The organism is Enterococcus mundtii, assembly GCF_013394305.1.
GTDB classification, from domain to species: domain Bacteria; phylum Bacillota; class Bacilli; order Lactobacillales; family Enterococcaceae; genus Enterococcus_B; species Enterococcus_B pernyi.
Genome location: NZ_AP019810.1, coordinates 191,195 through 205,154 on the forward strand (window position 1 = coordinate 191,195; position 13,960 = coordinate 205,154).

The 13,960-nt window shown below is 40.0% G+C and carries 9 protein-coding genes and 1 other annotated feature; of the genes, 3 read left to right on the forward strand and 6 right to left on the reverse strand.

Annotation, left to right across the window (positions count from 1 at the left end; genetic code table 11):
- Positions 1-137 precede the first annotated feature (137 nt).
- On the reverse strand, positions 138-1,427 hold the full coding sequence (locus HZ311_RS00985; RefSeq protein ID WP_010735283.1) for an ABC transporter substrate-binding protein: 1,290 nt from the start codon (positions 1,425-1,427) through the stop codon (positions 138-140).
- A gap of 225 nt (positions 1,428-1,652) precedes the next feature.
- On the opposite strand from HZ311_RS00985, the gene HZ311_RS00990 reads away from it, so the two are divergent.
- Both HZ311_RS00990 and HZ311_RS00995 read left to right on the forward strand, forming a co-directional pair.
- The gene (locus HZ311_RS00990; protein ID WP_169058828.1) at positions 1,653-3,152 is read left to right on the forward strand and encodes a response regulator transcription factor; all 1,500 of its coding nucleotides are present in this window, start codon (positions 1,653-1,655) and stop codon (positions 3,150-3,152) included.
- Positions 3,149-4,876 carry a cache domain-containing sensor histidine kinase gene (locus HZ311_RS00995; RefSeq protein WP_023519785.1) on the forward strand — a complete coding sequence of 576 codons (1,728 nt, stop codon included), beginning with the start codon at positions 3,149-3,151 and terminating at the stop codon, positions 4,874-4,876. The genes HZ311_RS00990 and HZ311_RS00995 overlap by 4 nt, the downstream gene beginning before the upstream one ends.
- A 145-nt stretch (positions 4,877-5,021) precedes the next feature.
- Here HZ311_RS00995 and HZ311_RS01000 read toward each other — a convergent pair whose 3' ends face one another.
- Genes HZ311_RS01000 through HZ311_RS01010 form a run of 3 tightly spaced genes read right to left on the reverse strand, consistent with a single transcriptional unit; the run spans position 5,022 to position 10,051 of the window.
- On the reverse strand, positions 5,022-5,975 hold the full coding sequence (locus HZ311_RS01000; RefSeq protein ID WP_010735280.1) for a beta-galactosidase small subunit: 954 nt from the start codon (positions 5,973-5,975) through the stop codon (positions 5,022-5,024).
- A complete protein-coding gene (locus HZ311_RS01005) occupies positions 5,956-7,833 on the reverse strand; it encodes a glycoside hydrolase family 2 (RefSeq protein WP_023519786.1) in 1,878 nt (625 codons plus the stop codon). Before HZ311_RS01005 ends, HZ311_RS01000 begins: the two co-directional genes overlap by 20 nt.
- Positions 7,817-10,051 (reverse strand): alpha-galactosidase, encoded by a 2,235-nt coding sequence (locus HZ311_RS01010; protein ID WP_137072504.1) that lies wholly within the window; start codon positions 10,049-10,051, stop codon positions 7,817-7,819. The genes HZ311_RS01005 and HZ311_RS01010 overlap by 17 nt, the downstream gene beginning before the upstream one ends.
- Before the next feature lie 113 nt (positions 10,052-10,164).
- Between HZ311_RS01010 and HZ311_RS01015 the strand changes: the two genes are divergently transcribed.
- Entirely contained in the window at positions 10,165-11,193 is a 1,029-nt protein-coding gene (locus HZ311_RS01015) for a LacI family DNA-binding transcriptional regulator (protein WP_023519788.1), read from the forward strand.
- A gap of 425 nt (positions 11,194-11,618) precedes the next feature.
- On the opposite strand, the gene HZ311_RS01020 is transcribed toward HZ311_RS01015, so the two are convergent.
- On the reverse strand, positions 11,619-12,749 hold the full coding sequence (locus tag HZ311_RS01020) for a 5-methyltetrahydropteroyltriglutamate--homocysteine S-methyltransferase (protein WP_010735276.1): 1,131 nt from the start codon (positions 12,747-12,749) through the stop codon (positions 11,619-11,621).
- 83 nt (positions 12,750-12,832) lie between these two features.
- Positions 12,833-13,064, reverse strand: a binding site (T-box leader).
- A gap of 45 nt (positions 13,065-13,109) precedes the next feature.
- Positions 13,110-13,874 (reverse strand): MerR family transcriptional regulator, encoded by a 765-nt coding sequence (locus HZ311_RS01025; protein ID WP_178946401.1) that lies wholly within the window; start codon positions 13,872-13,874, stop codon positions 13,110-13,112.
- Between the last annotated feature and the right edge of the window lie 86 nt (positions 13,875-13,960).

Genomic DNA, 13,960 nt, shown 5'->3' on the forward strand with positions numbered 1-13,960 from the left:
TTTCAATTAATTGCTTATTCTATAAACGATACCTTCAAACGAAAGAACAATACTCTCGTTGATCCGTTTGAAGAGATCGCCACTTATTTCTTTGTTATTCCATTCATCATAGGTTTACTGTTGACGCTGAATATGACTTAATTGGCTAATTGAGCTTCGACTTGTTTTTGCGTATCTGCCAAAACTTTTTCTGCTGATTCACCATTGATGATTCGGCTCAAGGATTCCGCCACAACAGATTCAATGGCATAAGTTTCATGACCATAGTTCACTTCAGGGATTTCTGCTGTCCATTTTGAAAAGTCATCGAATACTTTTTGATTACTATAGAACTCAGACGGCTGTTGATAAGCTTCTTGGTCATTCGCGCTCAACATAGTCGATACTAAACCGATCTCTTCTGCTAATTTGCCCATCAATTCTTCATTCGTTGCGAATGTCTTTTCCAAGAAATCTTTCGCATTTTCTTCACCAGCTACGCCCTTGATCACATACCAGCCGGCACCACCCAAGTTGGAAGCTTGTGCTTTTTGCATGTTAGCAGGTAGAGCTGGAATCGGTGCGATCTTCCACTTACCTGATTGATCTTCTGCCCCTTGAATGGTTGAAGAATACCAAGCACCAGTTGGTGTAGAAGCAACAGCTCCTGATTGGACCGCCGTAACCCCAGCATTCCAGTCAGATGTTTGTTCGACTAGATCTTCTTTAAGCAAGGTAGCAAAGAGTTCTAACCCATATTTTAATGATTCATTATTTTCGATCGTCACTGTTTCTCCATCTTCCGAGGTATACCATTCTCCGGCTTGTTGCATGATCATGCGCACACGACCTAAATCGGAAGGATTGACTTCAGAGATTTTTTTTCCTGTTTTTTCTTTGACATCTCGTGCAACTTGTAAATAATCATCCCATGTTAAGTTCTTCATATCTTCTTCTGAATAACCAGCTTCTTCTAAGATATCTGTCCGATAGAAATTGGCTGTCACACCTGAGTCAAAAGGTACACCGTAAATTTTATCGTCAACTTTGTTGACTGCAAATTTATATGCGGCAAAGTTATTTTCATCCACAATATCTGTCAAATCAGCAAACGCATCTGGGTAAGAGGTCAGATACCCTTGGATACGGTAGTCTTCGATCAACACAACATTTGGTAAACCATCGGTATTTCCGCTAGCTAATGCCGTATTCAGTTTTTGTACGATATCATCTTGAGACATCGTTACTACTTCTACGTCAACATCCTCATTTTCGTAAAACTCTTTGGCTTCATTGACGGCTTTGATATTAAAGGCTTCATCCCATGCCCAGACCGTTACTTTATCTTCGTTTCCCGAAGCATCACTGGAAGAATTGCCACACCCGGCAAAAAGTGTAACTGCTGCTGTTAGGACGAAAGCACTAGCTAAAATTTGTTTTATTTTCATTTTTATACCCACCCTTTTTAGTGTTTGTTTTTTTCTTACATGCTTATCATAACAGACTTGCAAACGTTTTCTTCGTTGATGATCGTTCTCAAGAAAAATATCCTAAAATAAGAAAAAAGTACAATTTTGTCATCTTTTGATTTAGTAAATGAAATTTTAGACTTGCATTTGTAAACGTTTCCCAGTATTTTTAACTTACGTAACAAAGGAATAGGGGGAAAAACATTGAAAAATATCGTATTGATCGATGATGAACAGACCATTCTCTCTGGTCTAAGTACCCTGATCGATTGGCCAGCGCACGACTTCCATCTCAAAGGGGCCTTTTCAAAACCACTAGAAGCGCTCGAATTTATTAAGCATCAGCCTCTTGATATCGTCGTAACGGATTTGATGATGCCAGATTTAAATGGTATCGAACTTTCTCGATTGATCAAGAAGGAACAACCTGAAGCAAAAATCTTAGTTTTATCTAGCTATGATGACTTTCAATTGGTCAAAGATTCATTCAAAGAAGGCGTTTCAGATTATTTACTTAAGCCAAAATTGAATCCTAGTGAGTTTTTAGCTTCTTTAAAGAGTCTGGTGGAACAATCTACAGAAGTAAAGAAACCACGTTTGACAGAACTCGAAAAAATGAGTCAGCTACTCAGCACTTATTTGTCCGGAACTTCTCTTGATTTAGGTATATCACGCGAACAATTCCCACATGACTACTTTTTTTTAGTCTATTGTGAAGAAAAGCAATCGGAAAAACTGCGTCGAAGTGAACAATTGATTGCAGAAGCACCACAATATACAAATCAGCTCGCCTCTGTCTTCCCTTTTTCTACGACAGCAAATGATATTGGTTATTTTATCAATGTCGCTTCGAAGAAGGCATTCGATCAGCTGATTGAACGATTTCAGCAAGAACACCAGACAGATTCTTGTCTCTATGTTCTATCTGATGTTCTGGATTTTGAAAACTTTTATTCTGAATTCCTTACATTAAAGCAAAAAAGTAGCGGACAGCACTTTTATCTGACAGATCACTGCGTTATTTGTGAAAAGCTATTATCTCCCCTACTCTCTTCTTATGAACAACAAACAAAAAGTTATTTGACCAAGATCATGAACAAAGATTTTACGTCTGCCATCGAAGAATTGGACAATTACATGAGTAAGGTGCTTGATCAACGTTTGCAACCAAGCTATCTGAAACACGAGATCATCAATCGACTCTATGCCTTGATCAATGCGATCGCGGACGAACATGAAAAAAGAGAAGAAATCATGACACTAAAAATCACAATTCCAGCACAGATCACGCAAGCAGAACGGTGGGATGATCTGGTTTTGATCGTCAATAATACGACGAAGTTATTACGTGAAGTCACCACTACATTCAGAAAAGACAACTCAGATGTGTTGACGTTGATCTATGAGTATGTCCAAGAGAATTATCATCAAGACATCAGTCTACAAACGCTATCCGAAAAATATCATTTTTCTTATAGTTATTTATCAACGATCTTTACAGAAAAGTATGGGATCAATTTTACGAAGTACTTAAAAAAAGTCCGTATCAACCAGGCAAAACTATTGTTGAAAGAATCGAATCTTTCGTTAAGTGATATTGGTCAGCAAACTGGATTTACTGAACTTGGTTATTTTTCTCGAGTATTCAAAGAAGAAACTGGATTGACTCCTTCACAATATCGTAAAGGAATACTGACCGTATGATTAAAAAGCTAAGAGAACACGAGCTTTTGACCAAACTTTTGATCATTCTTTTTATTGCTTTATTCACTCAAGCAGCGACGATTTCTTTGTTTATTTATCAACGCTCAAGAGATGCCTACATCCAACAATTCGATCAATCCAATCGAATGACCTTACAAAAGATCCAACATGATTTTGAAACATTGAATGACAATATAGAGAACACTTTGACATTATTGGCTGAAAGCTCTGCTGTAGAGGGGTATTTCAAAGAAGGCCAACAAACGACTTTGGAGAAAATCAATCAACTACGTACGGTGCAAAAAATGAATGATTCATTGGCACCGATCTTTCCAAACATCAAAGATGATATTTTTCTTTTTGGGGAAAATGGTCGGATGTTCATTAGTAATGACATGGTGAGTGATCTCACTGCTGATGACTTTTTCCAATTAGAGTTGATCCAGAAAGTCAATGAGAATCCAACAGCGACACAAATGGTCTTTACTCAGTTCGGACTGACGAAACGCGATAAACATTCACCAAGTGTCTTGTTTATCAAAAAGCTTAGATCTACTTTGAACCAAACTTATGGTTACGCTGTCGTAGCCATCACTTCTGATGAGTTGGCAAAAATATTCAGCCAATCGGTCGATCCGGAAACCACGCAAATCGATTTTGTGACAGATGAGAAAAAAATCTTTGCTTCAAATGTTCAGAACCGGATCGGAACGACGTTTGATTCATTTGATGAGTTAGTCGAACACGAGACGTTGACCAAAGCCAATCAGCGGATCACTCGTTTACCACTTTACCGACAAAACTCGGCTTTGGTCAGTGAGGTCAATGTCCACTCGATCGCCGATCAAATGAATGTCATTATTCCGATCATCCTTTATAATATTGGAACGCTGATTTTAGGCGGTATCTTAGTGGCGATCTATTTAAATCGCAACACTCGCTCCATCTATCAATTAGTAGATTCATTGAACCAAATCAAAGAACCAGTAGCAGCTACTGTTCCGATCCAAGGAACATATGAGATCCGAACACTCGCTACTACGATCAATCAGCTGCTAACAACGATCAGTGACAATCATACGAAATCTTTACAAAATGAAAAGAAAAAACGGACATTAGAGATACAAGCGATGCAAGCACAGATCCAGCCTCATTTTATATATAATACGTTAACTAGCCTCAAATTTTTAGTGTGGCAACAAGAAAATGAAAAAGCAGTCGCAGGCATCGATAGTTTTATCGACCTTTTGCGCAGTACGATTGGCAATAAAAATGAAATTATCCCTGTAGAAGAAGAACTGAACAGTGTGAGAAGTTATATTGCGATCTTGACACTGCGTTACGGTGATACGATCTCAACCAAAATCATGGTACCAGAGGAACTTTATTCTTTATATATGCCCAATATGATTATCCAACCGATCATCGAAAATGCTTATTTGCATGCGTTCCAAACGAAGAAAAATGGCTACATCACTTTGTATGGGATGATCCGAGAGAATAAATTGACGTTTGAAGTCATGGATACAGGTGATGGCTTTGATACGGAACAGCCAACGAAAAACAGAGACTATTTTTCAGGTATAGGTAGCAAAAATGTTCATGAACGAATCCAATTACTTTATGGTGAAGATTATGGCTTACACATTGATTCAGTAGTTGGTGTGGGTACATCGGTAACGATCACGTTACCGATCATAAAAAAAGAGAGTAATACTGAATGAACGTGGAGACAGAAACAATCCCTTCATAAAATCAGGCGAACTACTTCTTTCATGACTTTTAAGTATCAACCGCAACTCATAGAACCCACTAAAAATCCATTCTGCGGATCTTTCGTGGGTCCTATTTTTGATGTTCCAATTTACATTATTTAATGATAAAACTAAATTCGTGGTCTTCTTCACCACTAATATGATAGGCTTCTTCTACATCCGCTCCCCATGAATCAATACCTCCGACTCCTCGGACTTTCGCCAACATCGTGACAACCGTTCGCCGTTCCGGTGGTAGTTCCTCCATGTGTGTCGCCTGTTCTAATTCTTCTGCTTTGAATGGTAATGCCGCAAAAGCAAATGGCGAATCCTTTTGTTCAAATCTTAAGGAAAACTCTTCCTGACTTTTATCTGCATTATTCAAGGTTGTCTTGCGCGTAATCTCTAACCACTTGGTATCCATATGGACGCCACAATCTTGTGGCACTAAATAAGGTGGGATTGGCAAGCCCTCCACATGATAGACCCCTGGTGCGCCACCAGCTTTACGATCCGGATAAGTTTCACCTGACAGGCCTTCATAATCGAAATGAGTGGCTTTTGTTGGCATGATCATGCGAAATCCTAATACTGGCAGCTCGGGTAATCCTTCCTTGCCATGATAGTACATGTTCACGTGTAGATCCCCTTGTTCGTTGACACGATACGTCATATCGACGGTCGTTTGTGGGGTTGTGTTGACTGCCAATGTGAAAGTGATCTCGACTGTATTTGCATACTCTTGGTTACTATAACGATTGTTGACTGGTGCGATCGGCAGTTCGATGGCTTGGTCGTTTATTGCAACATGGATTGCTTCCACTTTTAGATACAACCCTGCGCCAAGCCACATACTAGAGCGATACCCAAAGCCATTTCCTCGATCATTATCTGTCAATGCTCGCCAAAAAGTCGGTTGCGTTTCACGATAAAGCCATTCTTTTCCATTCTTTTTAAGTGATTCCAAACCACCTCTGGTGTAAGAGAAAATATAATGTTTTTCTTCTGTTTTGATTCCTAAAGTGCAGTCGCCATAAATGATTCTCAATTTAGGATCTGTATTTGCCATAATAGTATCTTACCTCCTGTAATGCTGGTTTTTCTTGTCCATTTGCAAAAACGATGCCGTTTCCGGAAAACTCATAATCACTTGGACGATCATCAAAATCCCCGCCGTAACGCATGACTTTTCGATTGGTCACTGGATCAAGTACCTCAAGTGCTTGATCTTTAAAATCCCAAATATATCCGCCTTGATACATCTCGTATTCATCTAATAATGCCATATAAGAACCTAATCCACCTAAAGAATTTCCCATATCGTGCATGTACTCGCACAAGATATATGGTTTATCTGCCTGATTCTCTAGATAATCAGCGACCGCCGCAGGTGTTGCGTACATACTACTTTTCATATCCGAAACAGAAGCTTCAAATGTGGGATCAACATAATTCCCCTCATAGTGAACAAAACGGTCTGGATCAACCTTCTTGAAGTATTCATTCATCAACCGAATATTCTCCCCTACATAGGACTCATTGCCTAAGGACCAGAACAAGATACTTGTATGGTTCTTGAACGTTTCAAAATGGGTTTTTGCTCGATCTAGCACCACTTCTCGCCATTGCGAAATGCCTCTTGGTACATTATAGGATGGCTCAAAAGCACCCATTTTTTGCCATGACCCATGTGATTCTAGATTGGTTTCTGCCATCACGTGGATACCTGCTCGATCGCAGAGGAAATACCAAGGAATCTGGTTGGGATAATGTGAGGTCCGGACGCCATTGATGTTGGCATTTTTAATCACTGCCAAATCCTTTTCCATGTCATCTAAGGTGACCGCACGTCCTGTTTTTTCACTCCACTCATGACGATTGACTCCATTGATGATCAAGCGTTTTCCATTCAGATACATCACTTTATCTTTTAACTCGATCTTGCGAAACCCGAATGGATACTCGACATATTCAGTCACTCCGTCACGGTCCCTGGTTTCAATTTCAAACGTATAGAGATTCGGCGCAAAATGATCCCATAATACCACTTCACCTAAATCAATACTGAGCTGCACTGTTTCGCCTATCGCTTGCTTTTCTTCATAGATCGTTTGTCTGTCTAAATCAAGGACCCGTACCTGTAAGTCGCTTTCAGCTGTAAGATTTTCAAAAGATAAGGACACATCCAATTTTCCTTTTTGATACGTGTCATCTAATTGAGGACGTAACCACAAGTCTTCTAAATGATTCTTGCCACGAGCAACTAAGACGACATTTCGAAAAATCCCAAAGAAACGGAAAAAATCTTGGTCTTCTAAAAAGGCAGCTGTGCTACGTTTGTGGACTTCGACTGCCAAACGATTCTCTTCTTCAAGATAAGGGGACAAATCAAATTCAGACGGTGTAAATGAATCTTCTGCATAACCGACGAAATGACCATTCAACCACACATACATGGCTTGTTCGACACCTTCAAAACGAATCGTGACATCTTTTCCCTTCAATCCCTCTGCTAATTGGAAAGTCGTGACATAGGACCCTACTGGATTTTCTTCAGCTTGAGAGAACATCCCTGCCATTTCCTTTTCTGAAGCAGTTGTATAAGCGGGACGACGAAACTCATGACCTTCCCAAGGATACATCGTGTTGATGTAATGGATCTTATCAAAATCACTTAGTTCAATGTGGCCAGGCACATGGATCGTGTCGAATGAACGATCATCAAAATCTTGTTCAAAAAACTCTTTGGGGCGCTTTTCTGCATTTTCAGAAAAATAAAAGCGCCATTCACCATTTAGCGACTGTAGTCGGGAACTTTGACTTCTTATTTCTTCTTTTGAACCGTAGACCGTATGATCACTGTGTGCCTTTCGCTGATTCACACGAAAAACTTGTGGATCATCTAACCAATCAATTGATGCTTGCATGTTCTTCTTCCTCTCCTGTAACTATTTTCTCAAAGTGAAAAATTTCTGTTTGAAAATCTCCGTGAAAATCAGGGAGATAAAACCCCATCGTCATTAACTCCGAGCCTGAATAAATCAATGAACTTTTACGTTCACGATACATCCCTTCCTCCAAACCAACCAAGCGGATCTCATGAAAAGGCGGTTGTCCAGAAGTTAATCGTCGTGCCATAAAGACCATGATCTCCTTTTTATTTGGAGAAACAAATTGCCACGCCGCAATGTTTTGTTCAAAGGGATTTTCTAAGCGGTCAAATTTTCCTTGTTGGATTGTTTGACGAATTTCTTTATACGTGCTGATCTGTTCTTTGATGATTTTCTTTTCTTGTTCGTCTAATGCGGTCAAATCTAGTTCATAACCAAATACCCCGCTCATCGCTACATCCCCGCGTGTCTTTAAATCTGTCACACGTCCACTTTGATGGTTAGGCGATGCAGAGACATGGGCACCCATGGATGAGATGGGATACCCGAGACTCGTGCCATATTGGATATCGATCCGTTCCATTGCATCGGTATTGTCACTTGTCCAGGATTGTGGCATATAGTAAAGAATTCCTGCGTCAAAACGGCCACCCCCACCTGAGCATCCTTCCCATAAGATATCTGGGTAAGCTGTGATCAACTCTTCTAAAAGGTTATATAATCCTAAAACATACCGGTGATAGACCTCTCCTTGATTCTCCACGTAAGCAGAGTAAACATCTGATAAGGAGCGATTCATATCCCATTTCACATAATCGATCGGTACCTTATCCAAAATCTTTCGTAATTGCTGACTGATCGAATCTCGCACTTCTTTTCGTGTAAAATCCAAAACAAATTGCGACCGAGATGCTGCAGGCGTGCGTGCTGGTTCTTGCATCAAATAATCAGACGCCTGACGATACAATTCAGAATCGATCGAAATCATTTCAGGCTCCACCCATAGCCCAAATTTGAGGCCTCTTTCATGAGCATACTCTGCAATTCCCTTCAATCCATTCGCCAATTTCCCTTCATATTCAAACCAGTCTCCTAAAGAAGAAGTATCTGCATCTCTTTTCCCAAACCAGCCGTCATCTAAGACGAACATTTCCATACCTAACGCTGCTGCTTCATCGATCAGTGCTTCGATTTTTTTGCTAGTAAAGTCAAAATAAGTCGCTTCCCAATTATTGACCAAGATTGGACGTGGTTCGTACTGATACTTCCCACGTGCCACACGTTCTCGCAACAGCTCATGATGTATGTGGCTCATGCCATTTAATCCTTCGTCTGAATAAGAAAGGATCATTTCTGGCGTTTGAAACGCTTCATCGGTTGAAAGTTGCCATTGGAACTGATACGCATTGATGCCACCAACGATTCTTAGTTGATCGATTTGATCTTTTTCGATCTCGAACGCATGATTGCCAGAATAGATAAACTGTAGACCGATGGCTTCTCCAAGAACTTCCGTTGTATGGGTATGTGTCAAAGCGATAAAATTGTTCATTTGGTGACTGCTGCTTCCTCGTCGACTTTCAAATGATTTCACCCCCTCAGTGATCCGTTGTCTTGAAATCAAACGCTCTCTAGCGTGGGCTCCAGGTAAGGCGATCACTTCAGTAAATCTGCCCGAATTCGTCATATCTAATTGAAAAGAAGCTGCTTTATCTAACCAGATCATTTGTTCCGTTTGATTACGATACTTAGCAGATCGAACGATGGCCCCTCGTTTTTCATAGATCGTATAAAATAGATCTACATAAATTGGTAAATCGCGATCTTTCAATGTAACACATAACGTTTGTGCCTCTTGTTCATCCAATACATAGGTTTGTGGTAATCCTGTAAGCTTTGGTTTACCTTGGATGATCTGATACGTTTCATATCTTAAATCAAGCAAGCTAGAGCCATTCTCACGTGTGATGATCGTGGCTGGAATGCGATAATCCATACTTCCGTGTCCCGAAAATTCTTGTGGCAGCGTATCTTTTGAAAATGCCCGCTCATCATGCAAAGGAACATTTCCTGAAAAACCACGATCTCTTCTTGGGTATTTTTTGTTATTAGTATAGTTACTCACTTTTTTACCAAAATGAACATGGGTCAACACACCAGATTCTTCAATTTTCATCACATAAGAAATCAATGGATTCGACAAATGAAAAACATTTGTATCCGAATCGAATGCAATCAACGATTGTCTTTTCATTTCTTCACCTCACAAATTTTTAGAAACCGTTTACTTTTTAACTAACTCCTGTATACTGTTTACTAAACATATTTGTCAATAACTTTTTTTATATTTCTTAAAGGAGTGATTTTATGGTAGGGATTCGTGATGTCGCTCGAAAAGCGAATGTCTCTCCTGCAACTGTTTCACGCATATTGAATCAAGATAAGACAATCCATGTCGCACCAGAAACAAAGAAACGGATTTTTGAAGTTGCAGAAAAATTGAACTATGATATCAATAAACGAAAATATATTAAAAAACGAATGCCATCGATCGGTGTGATCTCGACGATCAGTAAGGCAAGTGAAGCACAAGATGTCTATTACAAAGAATTACGTATGGGATTAGAAGAAGAAGCAAACCGCCTGCATATTGGCATGAATCGCATCTACAATCTCTCTGACAATCCCAAGGAATGGAAAGACTTAGATCAACTAGGAGCGATCATCGTAGTTGGAACAGTGACGAAGCAGTCGATCACTGATCTATTGACACAAAATCAGCATTTGATCGTTGTTGATAATCCTGATATCCAACAAGAAGTCGATATGGTTTATGGAGATTTGGAGCGAATGACCAAAGCTGTTTTAGAGTTGTTTCTAGAGAGTGGGCATCAACGGATCGCCTATATCGGTGGCTACCAAGTCGATATGGATGAACGAGGAGGCAAGACGATCAATCCAGATGAAAAACGCATCCGTGCCTATTTGCATTTCATGTCCGATCACCAGTTACAAGATTACAGTACGCACTATCTGGGAAATTGGACCGAAGAAGACGGTGAACGATTAGCTGAAGAGCTGATCCAAAGCTCTGATCCACTACCAACCGCACTCCTTGTAGGAAGCGATCCAATGGCAATCGGCGTCTATCGCACAATGAAAAAACACCATTTGGCCATCGGTAAAGACATCATGATCGCCAGCTTCGACAACATTGAAGCAGCCAGTAAACTAACTCCTGGCTTGACCACCGTCCAAATCAATGCCAATTCCATCGGTAAAGCCGCCGTACGCTTAGCCGTCGAAAGAATCGACCAAATCCGCGACGAACCCATTATTTTGACCTACCCCACCCGATTAGTGGTAAGAGAAAGCTTTGTGCCAAAGAGGTCGTGAAAGGCGCGTTCAGCACTGAGGCATAAGATAAAAAAATAGAAAATGGCTCTTTCATTTTTTATTTTTTTGGCTTATGTCCGAAGTGTTGCGCCTTGAACACCGTTTATCAGAGATCGTGAGAAAGCCGGTCAGCTCCGAGCAGTAAGGCGGAAATTGGGAAAATAGCTTCTCATATTTTTTCAATTTTCGACTTAATGTCGTAGGAGTTGGCTTTCGAACACCGTTTATCGAAGGTCGTGAAATGAGCGCTTTGACCTGAGCAGTAAGATAGGAAATCGGAAAATAGCTTCTCATATTTTTCGATTTTTTAGCTTAGTGTTGAATATCAGCTCCAATAATTGATTTTTTTCAGCAAAAAAAAAACACTAAAAACAACTGGGTTGTTCTTAACGTTTTTTCTGAATACTTGGTTTATCGGCGTTTACTTAATTCCAGACCTCTTCTGCAATACTCTTGATCAACGCAATTTTCTGCCATTGCGCTTCTTCTGTCAAGATATTCCCTTCTTCGGTGGAGGCGAACCCGCATTGTGGGCTTAAACATAATCGATCTAAAGGGATGTAACGAGTAGCTTCATAAATTCGCTCAATGATTGTTTGACGATCTTCAAGTTCGCCGGATTTTGAGGTTATCAGTCCTAATACTACGAGTTTTTCTTCACTAACTTTCGCAAGTGGTTCAAAACCGCCTGAACGATCGTTATCATATTCTAAATAATAGGCATGAACATTTTCTTCCGTAAATAATGGCTCAGCTACAGCATCATACCCGCCAGCTGCTGCCCAGGTGGAGTGGTAATTCCCTCGACAGACATGGGTATTCAAAATCAAATCTTGTGGTTGATTTCCAAGAACCGCATTATTGATTTGTAAATAGGTCTGCGCCAACTCTTTGCGAATCTTGCTTTCCTCTTTATCACTCTCTGCTAAAAATCCTTCTGGTAAAGGTGCTACTAATACGCCCCACGTACAATCATCCAATTGGATCGTTCTGGCGCCTGCTTCATATAAATCTGCGATCACTTGCCGATAGGCTGTTACGATATCTTGAAAAAGTTCTTCGTTTGTCGGATAGATGGCACGAACATGAGGCAAAATGTCTGGACGTAACAACTCCACTAACAGTTGAGCTGGGGCTGGAATGGTTTGCTTTACTTCGATGCCCTCGGTCGTATAGTTACGGGTAAACCGAAAATGGTCCACAAAAGGATGGCTCTCTCCTGTGATTTTTTCTGTTACAATCACCGTTCCTGGACGTGTCTCTTCTCCGTTAAACTGATAACCACGCTCAGGTACAAAAAACTCGATACCTTGTAAACCAAAGAAAAAGTCCAAATGCCACCAACTCCGACGAAACTCACCATCTGTCACCGCATGTAAGCCAGCAGCTTCTTGTTTTTTGATCAGTTCGATAATGGTTTCATCTTCTATCTCTTTCAAATCAGTAGCAGAAATAAGCGATTCGTTATATGCTTTTCGTGCTTTTTTTAACTTTTCTGGGCGCAAAAAGCTCCCAACGATGTCATAACGAAATGGGGATGTTGAACGAGTAGTCATAAAAAAATTCCTCCTTAGATTGCGTAGTAGATAAAGACCTGATGAAAACAAAAAAACACTCATCCCTTTTGCCAAGTCTTGACAAAAGGGACGAATGCGTCGTGTTACCACCCTTATTTGCATTATCCTCACAAATAATGCCTCAACGATACTATCAGATATCCGGCGAGTTAACGGTCGCAGTCCGGTTTTACTCATTTACTAGTAAAACAAGCTCCAAGTTCATCTTCACTAAGGTTTCTGGTCTCCTTTTTCACCCACCGGAGTCTCTTTTTACCGTTGACCGTTAGTTACTCTTCTCTTCTACGCTTTGATATTGTCAATTACTATCCCATGTTTACTTCCGAATGTCAACTAATCCTACTTTCCCTCATTCACTTCGATCCAAGCTCGGTAATATTCAAAGGAAATCTTTTCCTTTGTCGTATGGGTCAACAAGTATTGACCAATCGTTTGTCCTAATCGATAGCCTTGCTTTTGCAACCTGTCTTTTACTTCAGATAGATTATTATTTTTTGTGTTGTTCACTTCGACTTTTAGTAGAAATCGCACGTACTTTTTCGCAGGATCATTCTGCCAGATCGTCTGTGAACCTGGGAGTTCTTTCGTGTGCTTGTCCGTACAGAACCCATAAATACTATTCTGATTATTTTCTGGAAAATAAATCACGAAACTTGAATAATTTTTTAGATATTCCTTTGAATATAAGAGGTCATCAGATGCTGCCACGACGATTTTTTGAAAGGGAATTTCTTCTTCAGGAAATTTATCTGGTTCACTATCGATCATTTCTTTCAACTGTTTTTTTCTTGATAATACTTCTTTATGTTTTTGTTCTAAGATTTTTTTCTCATGATCCAAACGCTGTTCCGTTTCAGCTAAAATGTCGTACATCTCATTTAACGATTTACTATATAGATTTTTCATTTGCTTCATGGGAATATCGAGTTTTCGATAAAAATTGATGTCATATACTTGAAAAATAGCATCGATATCAAACAACCGATACCCGTTTTCCTCTTCTCTTGCTGCATGGATCAACCCTTCTGCATCCCAATACCGAATGGTTGATCGAGAGATATCCAATAACTCCGATACTTCCCCAATCGAATACAATCGTTTCATACCTTTCACCTCAATGATAGTTTATGCTTTTTCTTCTTGACCTTCAAGTAACTTTAAGGTGTAGAATGCGTATTTGTCGGGAAAAG

What these genes read in the sequence shown, in the direction of transcription:
- HZ311_RS01010 (WP_137072504.1), bottom strand. Translation starts at nt 10,051, where the DNA reads ATGAAAAGACAATCGTTGATTGCATTCGATTCGGATACAAATGTTTTT.
- HZ311_RS01005 (WP_023519786.1), bottom strand. Translation starts at nt 7,833, where the DNA reads ATGCAAGCATCAATTGATTGGTTAGATGATCCACAAGTTTTTCGTGTG.
- HZ311_RS01000 (WP_010735280.1), bottom strand. Translation starts at nt 5,975, where the DNA reads ATGGCAAATACAGATCCTAAATTGAGAATCATTTATGGCGACTGCACT.
- HZ311_RS01020 (WP_010735276.1), bottom strand. Translation starts at nt 12,749, where the DNA reads ATGACTACTCGTTCAACATCCCCATTTCGTTATGACATCGTTGGGAGC.
- HZ311_RS01025 (WP_178946401.1), bottom strand. Translation starts at nt 13,874, where the DNA reads ATGAAACGATTGTATTCGATTGGGGAAGTATCGGAGTTATTGGATATC.
- HZ311_RS00985 (WP_010735283.1), bottom strand. Translation starts at nt 1,427, where the DNA reads ATGAAAATAAAACAAATTTTAGCTAGTGCTTTCGTCCTAACAGCAGCA.
- HZ311_RS01015 (WP_023519788.1), top strand. Translation starts at nt 10,165, where the DNA reads ATGGTAGGGATTCGTGATGTCGCTCGAAAAGCGAATGTCTCTCCTGCA.
- HZ311_RS00995 (WP_023519785.1), top strand. Translation starts at nt 3,149, where the DNA reads ATGATTAAAAAGCTAAGAGAACACGAGCTTTTGACCAAACTTTTGATC.